Genomic DNA, 15,447 nt, shown 5'->3' with positions numbered 1-15,447 from the left:
CGGGTCAGCGCCGGCGGCGCGTGCCGAAGACGCTGCGGGTGATCTCCCGCGCCAGCGTGGTGCCGACGGTCGTGAGGATGGCGTCCATCGGGTTCCGGGCGCTGCCGCGCGAGGAGCCCGACGAGCGTGAGGTCTTCTGCGCCCGGCGTGCGTCGGCCTCGGCCTCCTTGCGCGCCTGCGCCGCCTCCTTCTCCAGCTCGGCGGCGCGCTCGGCCGCCTCCCGCGTGGCGGCGTCCTGCGCGGCGCGCGCCTGCAGCAGCTCGTAGGCGGACTCGCGGTCGACCGCGGCGCCGTAGCGCGCCTGCCCGGGCGACGCGGCGACCGCCGCGTCCAGCACCTGCTGCGGCGCGGGGTCCATCGAGGCCTGCGGCGCGCGCACCCGCGTCCACGCGACGGGGGTCGGCGCGCCCTTCTCGTCGAGCAGCGTGACGACGGCCTCGCCGGTGCCCAGCGACTGCAGCAGCCGCTCGAGGTCGTAGGGCGACGTCGGGAAGGTGCGCGCCGCCGCCCGCAGCGCCGTGGCGTCGTCGGGGGTGAAGGCGCGCAGCGCGTGCTGCACGCGGTTGCCGAGCTGGGCCAGCACGTCGGCGGGCACGTCCTTGGGGGACTGGGTGACGAAGAAGACGCCCACGCCCTTGCTGCGGATCAGGCGCACCGTCTGGACCACCTGCTGGAGGAACTCCTTCGAGGCGCCCGTGAACAGCAGGTGCGCCTCGTCGAAGAAGAACACGAGCCTGGGCTTGTCGGGGTCGCCCACCTCGGGGAGCTCCTGGAACAGCTCGGCGAGCAGCCACATGAGGAACGTGGAGAACAGCGCGGGCCGGTCCTGCACGCCGGGCAGCTCGAGCGCGGAGACGAGCCCGCGCCCGTCCGGGGCGGTGCGCAGCAGGTCGGACGTCTCGAACGCGGGCTCGCCGAAGAACACGTCCCCGCCCTGCGCCTGCAGCCCCACGATCTCGCGCAGGATGACCCCCGCCGTCGCCGCGGACACGCCGCCGATGCCCTTGAGCTGTGCCTTGCCCTCGTCGGAGGTGAGGTACGCGATCGTCGACTGCAGGTCCTTGAGGTCGAGCAGCGCCAGCTGCTGCCCGTCCGCCCAGTGGAAGATCAGCTCGAGGCTGGAGGACTGCGTGGCGTTGAGGCCGAGCACCTTGCTCAGCAGCAGCGGCCCGAAGTCGGTGACGGTCGTGCGGATGGGGACGCCCGTCCCGAGGCCGCCGAGCGAGTAGAACTCGACCGGGTACGACGTCGGGGACCACTCCTGCCCGATGCTCGCGGCCCGCGCCGCGACCTTCGGGTTGTCCGGGCCGGCGACGGCCAGGCCCGACAGGTCGCCCTTGACGTCGGCGAGGAACACGGGGACGCCCTGCGCCGACAGGCCCTCGGCCATGCCCTGGAGAGTCTTCGTCTTGCCGGTGCCCGTCGCGCCCGCGACCAGGCCGTGCCGGTTGAGCGTCGCGAGGGGGAAGCCCACCTGGACCGTCGCGTCCGGGGTCGGGTCGCCGCCGAGCGCCCCCGACAGCAGCGCGCCCAGCGGGAGCGTCGGGCCGTCCGAGGCGTAGCCCGCGCGCACCTCGTCCGCGTACGAGGCCGGCGCCGCGGCCTCGCCGTCCGGCGTCTCCGCCGTGGGGGCCGCCGCCGGCTCCGGTGCGGGCTCCGGTGCGGCCGTCGTCGCAGGCCCGGGCTCGGCGGCCGGTGCGTCGGCGGCCGGTGCGTCGGGGGGCGGCGTGGCCGGTGCCGACGTCGTGGTCCGGCTCGCGGCCTCCGCCGCCTCGAGGGCGGCCTGCGCCGCCGCGGCCTTGGCCTCGGCGGCCTCCGCCGCGGCCTGGGCGGCGGCCGCCCGCAGCGCGGCGAGCCCGGCGTCGTCGGTGGGCGGTGTCCCCTCAGCCATGGGCCGCACGCTAGCGCGCGGCCGGGAGGGCTGCGCGGCGAGCGGGTGCCGCCGCCGGGCTACCGGGAACGCCGCACCCGGCGCGCGCGAGAGTTGAGAACGATTCTCACATCTGCTTCACTGATCGCGCACCTGAGAAACGTTCTCATTTGCGTCCTCGACCGTCCGACCCTGGAGACACCCATGCCTTCGCCCACCCGTCACCGCCCGAGCGCCCGCCGCCTGCCGGCGCTCGGGCTCGCCCTGTCCGTGCCGGCCGTGCTCGCCGGCTGCGCCACCGCCGACCCGGCCGCCGACGCCGCCGGGTCGCCGGAGACGACGTCCGGGCCGGCGACCGAGGCGCCGGCGCCCACGCCGCGCCTCGCGCTCACGTACGACGGGGGCGTCGTCGTCCTCGACGCGCAGACGCTCGACCAGGTCGCCGACCTGCCGCTCGACGGCTTCACCCGGCTCAACCCCGCCGGCGACGGGCGCCACCTGCTGGCCTCCACCACCGGCGGCTTCCGCGCCCTCGACCTCGGCGCGTGGGGCGAGGCGCACGGCGACCACCACCACTACTGGCGCGCCGAGCCGCGGCTCACCGACGTCGCCTACGACGCCCAGGAGCCGGGGCACGTGGTCGTGCACGAGGGGCGCACCGCCCTGTTCGACGACGGGACCGGCCGGGTCACCGTGCTGGACGCCGCGCACGTCGCCGACGGGGAGGCGCGGGTGCGCGAGCTCACCACGCCGTCGGCCCACCACGGCGTGGCCGTGGCGCTCGCCGACGACACGCTGGTCGTCACGGAGGGCACCGAGGAATCGCGCTCCGGCGTGCGTGTCCTGGACTCCGACGACCACGAGGTGGCTGCGAGCGACGCGTGCCCGGGCGTCCACGGGGAGGCGGTCGCGGCCGACGAGGCCGTCGTGCTGGGCTGCGAGGACGGCGTCCTCGTCTACGCGGGCGGCGAGCTGACCAAGGTCGCCGCCCCCGACGCCTACGGCCGCATCGGCAACCAGGCCGGCTCCGCGGCCTCCCCGGTCGTGCTCGGCGACTACAAGGTGGACCCGGACGCGGAGCTCGAGCGGCCCACGCGGGTGTCCCTGGTCGACACGCGCACGGCGACGCTGACGCTGGTCGACCTGCCCGCCAGCTACACGTTCCGCTCCCTCGCGCGGGGCGACGACGGCGAGGCCCTGGTGCTCGGCACGGACGGCGCGCTGCACGTCGTCGACCCCGAGAGCGGCGCCGTGGAGGCGTCCATCCCCGTGATCGACGCGTGGGAGGAGCCTGCCGAGTGGCAGGAGCCGCGGCCCGCCGTGCTCGCCCTCGACGGGTCGGTCTACGTGACCGACCCGGCCACCCGGTCCGTGCACGCCGTCGACGTCGAGTCCCGCTCCGTGTGGAAGAGCGCGACGCTGGACGTCGTGCCGAACGAGATCTCCGGCGTGCCGGGCGGTGCCGAGGAGCCGGGGCACGACTCCGGGCACGACTCCGGGCACGACTCGGGGCACGGGGAGGGGCACGACGAGCACGGGGCGCACGAGCACGACTGACCGCCGTCGCCGCCCGGTGCGCCCTGGTGCGCCCGGGCGGCGTCGGTAGACTCCCCGCCGATGCCCACCGACCCGCCCAGCGTCCGCGTCGTCACCGACTCGACCGCGTGCCTGCCCGCCGAGCTCTCCGGCTCCGACGCCCCCGTCGTCGTCCCGCTCCGCGTCGTGGCGGGGGAGGAGTCGTGGCGCGAGGGCGTGGACATCACCCCGGAGGAGGTCGCCGCCCGGATCGCCGCGGGCGAGCGGCTGAGCACGTCGCAGCCCGCGCCGGCGGAGTTCGCGGCGGTCTACCGGGACCTGGCCGCCGACGGCGCGCGGGCGGTCGTGGGGGTGCACCTGTCGGGCGACCTGTCCGGCACGGTCCGGGTGGCGGCGGGCGCGGGGCAGCGCAGCATGATCCCGGTGCAGGCGATCGACTCCCGCACGGTGGCGATGGCGCTCGGGTTCGCCGCCCAGGAGGCCGCCCGGTGCGCCGCCGACGGCCACGACGCCGCGGCGGTCGCCGCACGGGCGCGTCAGGTGGCGGCGTCGAGCACCACGATCTTCCTCGTCGACTCCCTCGACCACCTGCGCCGCGGCGGGCGTCTGTCCGCCCCCGCGGCGGCGCTCGGCACCGCGCTCGGGGTGCGGCCCATCCTCGCCGTCCGCGACGGGCGCCTCGAGATGGCGCAGCGCGTGCGAACGCGCCGGGCCGCGACGGACCGGCTGGTCGAGCTGGCGCTGCGCCGCGCGGAGTCGTGCGAGGAGCCGGGCGTCGCCGTGCACCACCTCGGCGCGCCGGAGCGGGCCGCCGACCTCGCCCGGCGGCTCCGGGACGGGTGCGGCGCCGAGCCCGTCGTCACGCCGGTGAGCGCGGTGCTGGGCGCGCACGCCGGGCCGGGGGCGCTCGCCGTGGTCGTCGCCGAGCTCGGAGGACACTCGCACGGCGCCACGGGCTGAGGAGCCTGCCCCCAGGTCGGCGTCGTCCACAGACGCCTTCTCGGCCGGTCGAGTGAGGGCCCCGCGAACCTAGCGTCGCGGCGTGACCTCGACCCTTCCGCACCACACCGACGGCGCCGCACCCCTCGGCCCGGACGACGCCGGCCGGCACGACGGACCGTCCGACGGCGCCCGGCCCGACGCGCGCGCGGCGTCGCCGTTGGACGAGGCGGCGGCGCGCCTCGCTGCCTGGCACGCCGTCCGGGGGCCCGCGGCGGCAGGCGCCGGCGACGGACCGGGTGCCGACCCGTGGGGCCACGGAGGGGACCTGGGCGGGCCGCCCGGCCCCGAGCACGACGCCGAGGACGAGCTCGCCGCGCGGCTGCGCGCGCGCCGGTCGGCGCGCCACGTCGCGGCCGCCTATGCCGCTGCGCACGGGCACGCGCAGCTCGACGACCACGCAGACCACGACGGCGGCCGGCCGCGGTGGTCCCTGGGCCTGCGTGCCGCCGTGGTCGCGTCGGTGGCCGTGCTGCTCGTGGCGGTCGCCGTCGCGGTCGTGGCGACGCTGCGGCCGGGCGAGGTGGTCACCCTCGCGGGTGCCGGGGACGCCGGGAGCGCAGGGGCCGCCTCCGCCGCGGCGTCCCCGGCCGCGTCGGCCCCGGACCCGCCCGCGACCCCGGGGCCGGCGGGCCACGGGGACGTGACGCCGGGGCAGGACGGCGACGCGGAGGGTGCGGCCGGTCCGGGACCCGGCACCGTCGTCGTGCACGTCGTGGGCGAGGTGCGCGAGCCCGGCCTGGTGACCGTGCCGGTCGGGGCCCGCGTGGCGGACGCGGTCGCGGCGGCGGGCGGAACCACGAAGCGGGCGGACCCCGCGGCGCTCAACCTGGCCCGCGCGGTCGTGGACGGCGAGCAGATCCGCGTGCCTCGCCCGGGCGAGCAGCCCGAGGCGGAGGGCGGCGGCACGAGCGACGCGGACCCCGGCGCGGGCGGGGCGGACGGCGGCGGGCTCGTGCCCCTCAATTCCGCCGGGGCCGCGGAGCTCGAGGAGCTTCCCGGCATCGGGCCCGCGCTGGCCGGGCGGATCGTCCAGTGGCGCGACGAGCACGGCCCGTTCACGAGCGTCGACGAGCTGGACGAGGTGTCGGGCATCGGCCCGTCCGTGCTGGGGCAGGTCCGCGACCTGGTCCGGCTGTGACCGTCGCGACCGCCCCCGACGAGCGGGCGGGCCGGCCCGCGGACGACGTCACCGCGGCGGCCGGTCCTGGCGCTGCCCTGGGTGGTGGTGGCGCCGCGCGGCCGGGGCCGCCGGCCCGGCGCGTGGACCTGCGCCTGGTGCCCGCGGCGCTGGCGTCGTGGGGAGCGGCCTGGGCGCTCACGGGGCCCGCCGCTCCGTGGGCGGGCACCGCCGTGGTGGTCGCGGTGGTCGCCGCGGCCGGCGGGGGAGCGGCGCTCCGGTGGGCAGGGGCGGCGGCCCGCCGCCGCCCTGGCGCGGGGACCGGGACGGGATCACGGGTGCGGCGGGTCGCCGTGCAGGCGGTCCTGGTGCTGGTGTGCCTCGCGGCGGTGGCTCTCGGCGCGCACGCCCAGGCCGCCCGCCAGGCCCCGCTGCGCGAGCTCGCGGCGCAGGGCGCCCGCGCCGAGCTGGTCGGCCGGGTCGTCTCCGAGGCGCGGGCGTCGGCGTTCGGCGGCGGGTCCCGCTGGGTGGTCTCCGTCCGCGAGGTCGCGGGACGCGGCGTGACGACGGGCGCCGCGGGGCTCGTCGAGATGACGGCCGACGGCACGGCGCCGCGGTACGGGGCCACCGTCGCGGCGACCGGTGTGCTGCGCCCCGTGGCCGGCGGCGACGGCCCCGTGGCGCGGCTGGCCGCCTCGGGGCCCGTCGCCGAGCGGGCGCCGCCGTCCGCCGTGCTGCGCGCGACGCACACGCTGCGGTCCGCGCTGCTCGACGTCACGGCGTCGCTCTCGCCGCAGGCGCGGGGCCTGGTGCCGGGCGTCGCGGTCGGCGACACGAGCCTGGTGCCGGACGACGTCGACCAGGCGATGCGCGCCACGAGCCTCACGCACATCACGGCCGTCTCGGGCGGGCACTTCGCGATCGTGGTCGCGACCCTCACCGCCCTGTGCGCGCTGGTGCGGGCGCCGCGGGGCGTGCGGGTGGCCGTCGTGGCGCTCGCGGCCACCGCGTTCGTGCTCCTCGTGCGGCCCGAGCCCAGCGTGCTGCGCGCGGCGTGGACGTGCGCGGCGGCGCTGCTCGGGCTCGCGCTCGGGCGGCCGTCGTCGGGCGCGCCCGCGCTGGCGGCCGCGGCGACGGCCCTGCTCGTCGTGGACCCCTGGCTGTCCCGCTCCTACGGGTTCGTGCTGTCGTGCGCGGCGACCGCCGGGCTCGTGCTGCTCGCCGGGCCGCTGGCACGACGGCTGGCCCCGTGGACAGGTCGCCCCCTGGCGTTCGCGCTCGCGGTGCCGTGGGCCGCGCAGGCGGCGTGCGGCCCGGTGCTGCTCCTCATCGACCCGCACGTCCCGCTGATGTCCGTGCCGGCCAACCTGCTGGCCACCCCCGCGCTGGTGCCGGCCACGGTGCTCGGCCTCGTCGCGACGCTGCTCGCGCCCTGGGCGCCCGGGCTCGCGCTCCCCGTGGCCTGGCTCGCGGGCGGCGCGACGGCGTGGATCGCGACGGTCGCCCGGGCGTTCGCGGCCGTGCCCGGGGCCCGGCTCCCGTGGCCCGGCGGCCTGGCGGGCGCCGCGGCGCTCGCCCTGCTGACGGTCGCCGGGCTGGTCCTCGTCCTCCGCCGCCCGCCCGGGGAGGGCTGGCGGCGTGAGTGGCGCGAGGCCGGCCCGCGCACGGTCCGGCGCGTGCGGCGGCGGGTCCGGCGGGCGGCCGCGCGCCACGGACGTGGCCGGACCGCGGCCGTCGCCGGCCTCGCTGGGCTGGCGGGGGTCGCCCTCGTCGCCGCCCTGGTGCTCGCGGTCCCGCGGCTGGTCGCCGCGGGGCACCGGGCGCCGCCGGACTGGCAGGTCGTCGCGTGCGACGTCGGGCAGGGGGACTCGCTCGTCGTGCGCACGGGACCGGCATCGGCGGTGGTCGTCGACGTCGGGCCGGACACCGGCGCGGCCGGGACCTGCCTGGACCGGCTGGGCGTCACGCGGGTCGACCTGCTCGTGCTGACCCACTTCCACGCCGACCACGTGGGCGGTCTCGCCCCCGTCCTCCGGGGACGGACGGTGACGTCCGCGCTGGTCTCGCCGCTGGACGACCCCGCCGCGCAGGCCGCCGCGGTGCGGTCGCGGCTCGCGGAGGCCGGCGTGCCGGTGCGCGACGCCGCGCCGGGCGCCTCCGGGACGGCGGGTTCGGTCGCGTGGCAGGTCCTGGCCGCCGCGGGGGCCGCCGGCGGAGGGGGCCCGGCGGGAGACGGGTCCGGACGCCGTCCGGGCGCCGGGGCCGGCGGGGCGAACGAGGGGAGCGTCGCGCTCGAGCTGTGGACGTCGGGCGGCCTCGACCTGGTCGCCCTCGGGGACCTGGAGGAGCCCGGCCAGGACGCGCTGGCCGCATCGCTCGCCGCGTCGGGCCGGGCGGCGGACGTCGACGTCGTCAAGATGGCCCACCACGGCTCGCGGTCGCAGTCGGAGGCGCTGGCCCGGCACCTGTCCCCGCGGGTGACGCTGGTCAGCGTGGGCGCGGGCAACACGTACGGACACCCCACCGACGACGCCCTGGACCTGTACGCCTCGGTCGGCTCCGCCCTGGTCCGCACGGACGAGTGCGGCACGGCCGCCCTGGTGCCCCGGGGAGCGGAGATCGGCCTGGCGTGCGGGTGACCGGGCGCGTCGGTCGTTCGTGGCAGGCTGGGGGCGTGCCCGCCGCCCCCGCCTCCCGCCAGTCCCGTTCGCCCCGTCGAGGCGGCCGCTCCACGGCGGCGAACAGCCGGCCCTGGGACGACCCGACGCTGGCGCCCGTGCTGCTGGTGCGCGGCCCGGAGGGGCTGCTCGCCGAGCGCGCGGTGGACGGCGTCGTGGGCCTGGCGCGCGAGCGTGACGCGACCACGGAGAAGGCCGAGCTCGAGGGCGGCACCTACACCGCCGGTCAGCTCGCCGTCGCGGCCAGCCCGTCGCTCTTCGGCGAGCCCAGCGTGGTCGTCGTGCGGGGCGCCGAGGCGGCCACCGAGGACCTGGTGGCGGACGTCGTCGCGTACGTGGCGTCGCCCGACCCGGAGACGGTCGTCGTCGTGGTGCACGGCGGCGGGCAGCGCGGCAAGAAGATGCTCGACGCGATCGTCGCCACCGGCGCCCCGGTGCTCGAGTGCGACCCGATCACCAAGGACGCCGACAAGGTCCAGTTCGTCACGGCCGAGTTCCGGGCGGCGCGCCGCCGGGCCGACGCCGCGGCGGTCCGCGCGCTGGTCGACGCTCTCGGCACCGATCTGCGAGAGCTGGCGTCCGCGTGCTCCCAGCTCGTCGCCGACACGACCGGCACGATCAGCGAGGCCGTCGTCGACCGGTACTACGGCGGCCGCGTCGAGGCCACGGGCTTCAAGGTGGCCGACGCTGCGGTCGCGGGCGACGCCGGGGGAGCCGTCGCGCTCCTGCGGCACTCCCTGGCCACCGGCGGGGACCCGGTGCCGATCGTCGCCGCCCTCGCGCTGCGGCTGCGCACGCTCGCCCGGGTCGCGGCGATCCGTGGCGGCGCCGTCACCGCGCGCGAGCTCGGGCTGCAGGACTGGCAGGTGCGCAACGCGCAGCGGGACCTGTCGCGCTGGACCCCCGAGGGGCTGGCCACCGCCATCGGCGCGGTGGCGCAGGCGGACGCCGACGTCAAGGGTGGCGGGCGCGACCCGGTCTACGCCGTCGAGAAGGCCGTGCTGACCATCGCCCGCTCGCGCCGGGGCTGACGCTGTCCCGCGGTGAGCGGGACCGTGGCCGTCCGTCTCCGCGCCCGGGCGGGCCGTCGCGCGGCGCGGCACGTCGCCCGGGGACGCGCGAAGGGCGCCGCACCCTCAGGTGCGACGCCCTTCGAAGTCTTGCCGGCCCGCCGTCAGGCGGACGGAGCGCGACGACTCAGAGAGCCTCGACCGACTTCGCGATGGCCGACTTGCGGTTCGCGGCCTGGTTGGCGTGGATGACGCCCTTCGAGACAGCCTTGTCGAGCTTGCGCGACGCGGCCGTCAGCGCGGTGGTGGCGGCCTCCTTGTCGCCCGCGGCGACGGCCTCGCGCACCTTGCGCACGTAGGTCTTCAGCTCAGACTTGACGGCCTTGTTGCGCAGGCGCGCCTTCTCGTTCGTCTTGATGCGCTTGATCTGGGACTTGATGTTTGCCACGTGTGGACTTCCTGGTGTGTTCGCCTGCCGGCGAGCGGATAGGTCGTAGAGGGCGGCCACAGCTCCGGGACTGGGGTGGGGAACCCGTGGAGAGGAACTGCGGCGGTGCCCGCCGACCTGGGCGGACACGCAAACATCAACGATAGCAGAGGCACCCTCGGCCGGAGAACCGTCGCCGGCTGTGGCGTACCGCACCGGGTCGGGGCCCGGTCGGGCTCCGACCCGGCCCCGGCGCGCAGGTCAGCGCCGCGCCTCGGCCATCGCCCGCGCCACCCGGTCGAACGTCCGGCGGTCCATGACGGCGCCCTCGCGGCGGACGGCGCCCGGGTCCACCCGGACGACCCGGTTGAGGCGCACCTCGCTGGGGCGCTTCTGGGAGTCCCACGCGCCGGTGCCGACGTCCATCCACAGCCGCCCGTGACGGGCCTCCTGCGCGGCGTCGCGGTCGTGGTCCTTGCTGGTGAGCTGCAGCGCGAGCAGCCACGGCCCGTCCCTGCCGACCAGCAGCACGGGGCGGTCCTTGCCGCGCGCGTGGTCCTCCTCGAACGGCACCCAGGTCCACACGACCTCGCCCGGGTCCGGGTCGCCGTCCGGCCGCGGGGAGTACACGGGCTTCACGATGCCCGTGAAGTCGCCGGGATAGGCGCCGGCGCCGGCCGGGCCGCGGCCGGGCGTCGGCGTCCCGCCTCGCGGGCGGGGCGTGGTGGACGGGCGGGACGTGCCGCGCGACGACGGCCGCGTCGCCGATCGCAGCACGTCCACCAGCAGGTTCAGCCATCGGTTCGCCACGGCCGACAGCCTACGTGCGGGTCAGGCGAGCACGAACCGGGCCAGCCGTGCCGCCATCGGCTCCGGGTCCCACGAGTGCTCGGCGCCGGCCAGCGTCTCGGCCGAGCCCTGGGGGACGGCGGCCGCCAGCCGCGCCGCCGCCTCGGGCATGCCGGGGAAGGTCTCGGTCCCGGTGAGGGCGAGCAGCGGCACGGGCACGCCGGCGAGCCCGCCGTCCGCCACGGCCCGGGTGGCCCAGGTGAGGGCCTGCGCGTCGGCGCGCTGCGAGACGACGGACGCGGCGATCGCGGGCCAGTCCGGTGACGCCTTGGCGCCGGCCAGCCACTCCGGGGGCATGTCCTTCATGAAGTGCTCGGTGGCGCCCTCGAGGTCGCCGGCGTCCATGCGGCGCTCGATCTCCGCCGCCCACGCGCGGGTCTCCTCGGCGCCGAGCTCCAGGGGCGCCTCCCACAGGACCAGGCCGGTCACGGGCAGGCCCCGGTCCGCCGCGCGGAGGGAGATCGCGCAGCCCGACGAGTGCCCGCACAGCACGGCCGACCCGCCCGCGAGGTCGATCGCCGCGGCGACCGCGTCGAGCTCCCGGTCGAGGTCGAGCCGACCCGGGGCGGGGGAGTCGCCGCGGCCCAGCCGGTCGAAGACGACGGTCGTGGTGCCGGCGTCGGCGAGGAGCTCCGCCGTCCGGGTGGTGATCGGGTCGACGGCGCGGAACGGCCCGGCGCCGGCGACGAACACCACCCCGGGGCCGGAGCCGCGCACGTCGGCGGTGATGCGGTCGCCGCGCGCCGTCCTGCCGGTGGTCGTGGTGGTGGACGCGGGCGCGGCGGCCGTGCCGCCGGTCGTGTTCTGGGTCATGGCGGGTGGACCGGGCGGTCCGGGCGGACTCATCGGTCGAGCGCGTCCCGTGCTGCCGCGCGAGGTCAGGGGACGAGGGGCGCGTCCAGCACGCGACGCGCGGCGGCCCCGTCGCCCTCGACGACGGCGCCCGCCTCGGCGAGGGTCAGGCGGCCCCACAGCAGCAGGGCGAGCCCGCGCGCCGGTCCGCGGACGACGGCCCCGGGTGCGGCGCCGAGCGCGCCCGCACCGAGCGTCCACGACCAGCCGAGGTCGTCCGCCTCGAGGCGCAGGACGTCGGCGAGCGGGGCCATCCGGCCCAGGCGCACCTGCCGCGGCTGGAAGAGCGTCACGACCTCGTCCACGGCGTCGGCCCAGACGTCGGGCCCGACGCCGACCGCGCCCAGGGCGGCCGCCCCGGAGCCGGCGCGCGCGGCGTGCAGGTCGTGCAGGTGCACGAGCGTCTCGTAGCCCTGCCGCCGCCACCAGAACGACGCCGGCCCGTCCCCGACCAGCGTGACCGCCGCGCCGTCGGGCCCGGCGACGTCGAGCGCGGCGAGCAGCGCGGCCGCGTGCCGGCGGTAGAGGGCCGCGAGGGCGGGCGCGCCGCCGTCGGGCTCGGCCAGGTCCTCCGAGCGGGACGTGTCGCCCTGGGCCATCCCGGCGGCCCAGTGGTGGACGCCGGCGAGGTGCACGACGAGCTCGCGCGCCCGCCAGTCGCCGCACGCGGGCACGCGGGCGTCCGGGTCGACGCCGGGCACCGCCGCGGCGAACTCGTCCTGCAGCCGCGCGAGGAGGGCGAGGCGGTCGGGCTCGGGCCCGCCGTCCGTGCGTCGCCCGCTGCGCGGGTCGACCTCGGGGCGGGGCGTCGGTACGGCGGTCTCGCGCATGGCGCCGAGGCTAGCGGGGTGGCGAGCGTCGGGGGAGGTCCGGGCCGTGGCGGGCATGGGACAATGGCCGGGCCTCGCCACCACCGACGGCACCCACCCAGCGACCTGACGGAGCGAGATCGCGTTGCCCATCCCCGGACCCGCGCTCAGCGCGCGCATCGAGCCGAACGCCACTGCGCCGGAGCTCATCCGCAACTTCTGCATCATCGCGCACATCGACCACGGCAAGTCGACGCTCGCCGACCGCATGCTGCAGCTCACCGGCGTGGTCGAGCCGCGGGCCATGCGCGCGCAGTACCTCGACCGCATGGACATCGAGCGCGAGCGCGGCATCACCATCAAGTCGCAGGCCGTGCGGATGCCGTGGCAGGTGGCCGAGGAGCCGTTCGCGCTCAACATGATCGACACGCCGGGCCACGTGGACTTCACCTACGAGGTGTCCCGGTCGCTCGCCGCGTGCGAGGGCGCCGTGCTGCTCGTGGACGCCGCGCAGGGCATCGAGGCCCAGACGCTCGCCAACCTGTACCTGGCGATGGAGAACGACCTGGAGATCATCCCGGTCCTCAACAAGATCGACCTGCCCGCCGCGCAGCCGGAGAAGTACGCGGAGGAGCTCGCGAACCTCGTCGGCGGCGACCCGGCGGACGTGCTCAAGGTCTCCGGCAAGACCGGCGCCGGCGTCGAGGAGCTGCTCGACCGCATCGTCGAGCGGGTCCCGGCGCCCGTCGGCGACGCGGACGCCCCGGCCCGCGCCATGATCTTCGACTCGGTCTACGACACCTACCGCGGCGTGGTGACGTACGTGCGCGTCGTGGACGGCAACCTCAGCCCGCGCGAGCGCATCGCCATGATGTCGACCCGCGCGACGCACGAGCTGCTCGAGATCGGCGTCATCTCCCCGGAGCCGATCATCACCAAGGGGCTCGGCGTCGGCGAGGTCGGCTACCTCATCACCGGCGTGAAGGACGTGCGCCAGTCGAAGGTCGGCGACACGGTCACCAACATGGCCAAGCCCGCCGACGAGGCCCTCGGCGGGTACAGCGACCCGAAGCCGATGGTGTTCTCCGGCCTGTACCCGGTGGACGGCACGGACTACCCGGCGCTGCGCGACGCCCTCGACAAGCTCAAGCTCAACGACGCGGCGCTCAACTACGAGCCCGAGACGTCGGTGGCGCTGGGCTTCGGCTTCCGCGTCGGGTTCCTCGGCCTGCTGCACCTGGAGATCGTGCGCGAGCGGCTCGAGCGCGAGTTCGACCTCGACCTCATCTCGACGGCGCCGAACGTGGTCTACGACGTCACGCTCGACGACGGCACCGAGGTGAAGGTGACCAACCCGTCCGAGTTCCCCGGCGGCAAGATCAAGGAGGTCCGCGAGCCCGTCGTGCGCGCGACCATCCTTGCGCCGAGCGAGTTCGTGGGCACGATCATGGGCCTGTGCAACGACCGCCGCGGCCAGATGCTCGGCATGGACTACCTGTCGGAGGACCGGGTCGAGCTGCGGTTCACGCTGCCCCTCGCGGAGATCGTGTTCGACTTCTTCGACCAGCTGAAGTCCCGGACCCGCGGCTACGCGTCGCTGGACTACGAGCCCACGGGCGACCAGGCGGCCGACCTCGTGAAGGTCGACATCCTCCTGCAGGGCGAGCAGGTGGACGCGTTCAGCGCCATCGTGCACAAGGACAAGGCCTACGACTACGGCGTCATGATGACGGCGAAGCTCAAGGAGATCATCCCGCGCCAGCAGTTCGAGGTGCCGATCCAGGCCGCCGTCGGCGCCCGGGTGATCGCCCGCGAGACGGTGCGCGCGATGCGCAAGGACGTGCTCGCCAAGTGCTACGGCGGCGACATCAGCCGCAAGCGCAAGCTGCTGGAGAAGCAGAAGGAGGGCAAGAAGCGCATGAAGAACATCGGGTCCGTCGAGGTCCCGAAGGACGCCTTCATCGCCGCGCTCTCCTCCGACGGCGCCGGCGGCAAGGAGACCAAGGACAAGAAGAAGTAGTGCCCGCGCTGCCTGACGGCGTCCCCGTCCCGGCCGACGGCGCCCTGCCGCCGTGGGTGCGCCCGGCCGCGGCGGGCGCGGAGCCCCGCCCGTTCGGCGTCTACGTCCACGTGCCGTTCTGCTCGGTGCGCTGCGGGTACTGCGACTTCAACACCTACACGGCGGCGGAGCTGGGCGGCGGCGCCAACCAGGCGGCGTACGCGACGACGGCGTTGCGCGAGGTCGAGCTGGCCGCGCGCGTGCTCGACGACGCGGGCCTCGGCGGGCGCCCCGTCTCCACCGTGTTCTTCGGCGGCGGCACGCCCACGATGCTGCCCGCCGCCGACCTGGCGCGGGTGCTGCGCGGCGTCGACGACGCGTGGGGGCTGGCCGACGACGCGGAGGTGACCACCGAGGCGAACCCGGACTCGGTGACGCCCGCGTCGCTGCGCGTGCTGGCCGACGCCGGGTTCACCCGGGTCTCGTTCGGGATGCAGTCGGCGGTGCCGCACGTGCTGGCCACGCTGGAGCGCACCCACGACCCGCGTCGGGTGCCCGATGCGGTGGCCTGGGCGCGCGACGCCGGTCTGGACGTCTCCCTCGACCTCATCTACGGCACGCCGGGGGAGTCCCTCGACGACTGGCGCGCGTCGCTGGAGGCGGTGCTGGCCACCGGCGTCGACCACGTGTCGGCGTACGCGCTCGTCGTCGAGCCGGGCACGAAGATGCACGCCCAGGTGCGTCGCGGGGAGCTGGCGCTGCCCGACGAGGACGACCAGGCCGCGAAGTACGAGCTGGCCGACGACCTCCTCACCGAGGCGGGGCTCGGCTGGTACGAGGTGAGCAACTGGGCCCGCGGGCCCGAGCACGCGTGCCGGCACAACCGCGCGTACTGGCGCGGGGACGACTGGTGGGGCGTGGGCCCCGGTGCGCACTCCTACGTCGCGGGGGCGGGCGACGGCGAGCACGCCGGCGTGCGCTGGTGGAACGTCAAGCACCCGCGTCGCTATGCGGCGCTGCTCGAGGACGGCGCGTCGCCGGGCGCCGGGCGGGAGCTGCTCACGCCCGCCGAGGCCCAGCTCGAGCGCGTGCTGCTCGGGGTGCGGGTGCGCGAGGGCCTCGACGTCGACGCGCTGGACCCCTCGCGCCGCGCGGCGGTCGCCGGGCTCGTGGCGCGCGGGCTGCTCGACGGCGTCGCCGCGGTTCGCGGCCGCGTCGTCCTCACCCGCCAGGGTCGCCTGCTCGCCGACTCCGTCGTCCGCGAGCTCACCGCCTGACGGCACGCTCGATGCGTCCGC

Annotated in this window: 12 protein-coding genes; 7 read left to right on the top strand and 5 right to left on the bottom strand. The window is 77.1% G+C overall.

Going from position 1 to position 15,447, the window contains the following annotated elements; genetic code table 11:
* Positions 1-4: 4 nt before the first annotated feature.
* A complete protein-coding gene (locus tag ACFU9A_RS15465; protein ID WP_430576164.1) occupies positions 5-1,891 on the bottom strand; it encodes a helicase HerA-like domain-containing protein in 1,887 nt (628 codons plus the stop codon).
* Between the two features lie 183 nt (positions 1,892-2,074).
* On the opposite strand from ACFU9A_RS15465, the gene aztD reads away from it, so the two are divergent.
* From aztD to holA, 5 genes are all read left to right on the top strand, one after another.
* Positions 2,075-3,427 carry a zinc metallochaperone AztD gene (aztD, locus tag ACFU9A_RS15460; protein WP_430576163.1) on the top strand — a complete coding sequence of 451 codons (1,353 nt, stop codon included), beginning with the start codon at positions 2,075-2,077 and terminating at the stop codon, positions 3,425-3,427.
* Positions 3,428-3,487: 60 nt separating this feature from the next.
* Positions 3,488-4,366 carry a DegV family protein gene (locus ACFU9A_RS15455; protein ID WP_430576162.1) on the top strand — a complete coding sequence of 293 codons (879 nt, stop codon included), beginning with the start codon at positions 3,488-3,490 and terminating at the stop codon, positions 4,364-4,366.
* 82 nt (positions 4,367-4,448) lie between these two features.
* A complete protein-coding gene (locus tag ACFU9A_RS15450; protein WP_430576161.1) occupies positions 4,449-5,546 on the top strand; it encodes a ComEA family DNA-binding protein in 1,098 nt (365 codons plus the stop codon).
* The gene (locus ACFU9A_RS15445; RefSeq protein WP_430576160.1) at positions 5,543-8,164 is read left to right on the top strand and encodes a ComEC/Rec2 family competence protein; all 2,622 of its coding nucleotides are present in this window, start codon (positions 5,543-5,545) and stop codon (positions 8,162-8,164) included. Before ACFU9A_RS15450 ends, ACFU9A_RS15445 begins: the two co-directional genes overlap by 4 nt.
* 35 nt (positions 8,165-8,199) lie before the next feature.
* Positions 8,200-9,234, top strand: a complete 1,035-nt coding sequence (gene holA / locus ACFU9A_RS15440; protein ID WP_430576159.1) for a DNA polymerase III subunit delta — start codon at positions 8,200-8,202, stop codon at positions 9,232-9,234.
* Positions 9,235-9,400: 166 nt separating this feature from the next.
* Here holA and rpsT read toward each other — a convergent pair whose 3' ends face one another.
* The 4 genes from rpsT to ACFU9A_RS15420 form a co-directional block, all read right to left on the bottom strand.
* Positions 9,401-9,661, bottom strand: coding sequence for a 30S ribosomal protein S20 (gene rpsT, locus ACFU9A_RS15435; RefSeq protein ID WP_380315990.1), 261 nt, complete (start codon positions 9,659-9,661; stop codon positions 9,401-9,403).
* Between the two features lie 240 nt (positions 9,662-9,901).
* A complete protein-coding gene (locus tag ACFU9A_RS15430; protein WP_430576158.1) occupies positions 9,902-10,450 on the bottom strand; it encodes a type II toxin-antitoxin system PemK/MazF family toxin in 549 nt (182 codons plus the stop codon).
* Between the two features lie 21 nt (positions 10,451-10,471).
* On the bottom strand, positions 10,472-11,302 hold the full coding sequence (locus ACFU9A_RS15425; RefSeq protein ID WP_430576157.1) for an alpha/beta fold hydrolase: 831 nt from the start codon (positions 11,300-11,302) through the stop codon (positions 10,472-10,474).
* Positions 11,303-11,367: 65 nt separating this feature from the next.
* A complete protein-coding gene (locus tag ACFU9A_RS15420; RefSeq protein ID WP_430576156.1) occupies positions 11,368-12,171 on the bottom strand; it encodes a maleylpyruvate isomerase family mycothiol-dependent enzyme in 804 nt (267 codons plus the stop codon).
* 124 nt (positions 12,172-12,295) lie between these two features.
* Between ACFU9A_RS15420 and lepA the strand changes: the two genes are divergently transcribed.
* Both lepA and hemW read left to right on the top strand, forming a co-directional pair.
* A complete protein-coding gene (lepA, locus tag ACFU9A_RS15415) occupies positions 12,296-14,170 on the top strand; it encodes a translation elongation factor 4 (protein ID WP_430576155.1) in 1,875 nt (624 codons plus the stop codon).
* The gene (gene hemW, locus ACFU9A_RS15410; protein WP_430576154.1) at positions 14,170-15,426 is read left to right on the top strand and encodes a radical SAM family heme chaperone HemW; all 1,257 of its coding nucleotides are present in this window, start codon (positions 14,170-14,172) and stop codon (positions 15,424-15,426) included. The genes lepA and hemW overlap by 1 nt, the downstream gene beginning before the upstream one ends.
* Positions 15,427-15,447: the final 21 nt, after the last annotated feature.

The sequence above is a fragment of the Isoptericola sp. NPDC057653 genome (genome assembly GCF_042799955.1).
Classification (GTDB): Bacteria; Actinomycetota; Actinomycetes; order Actinomycetales; family Cellulomonadaceae; genus Isoptericola.
Note: the sequence above shows the minus strand (reverse complement) of the source record. Positions and strands in the feature narration are given on the sequence as shown.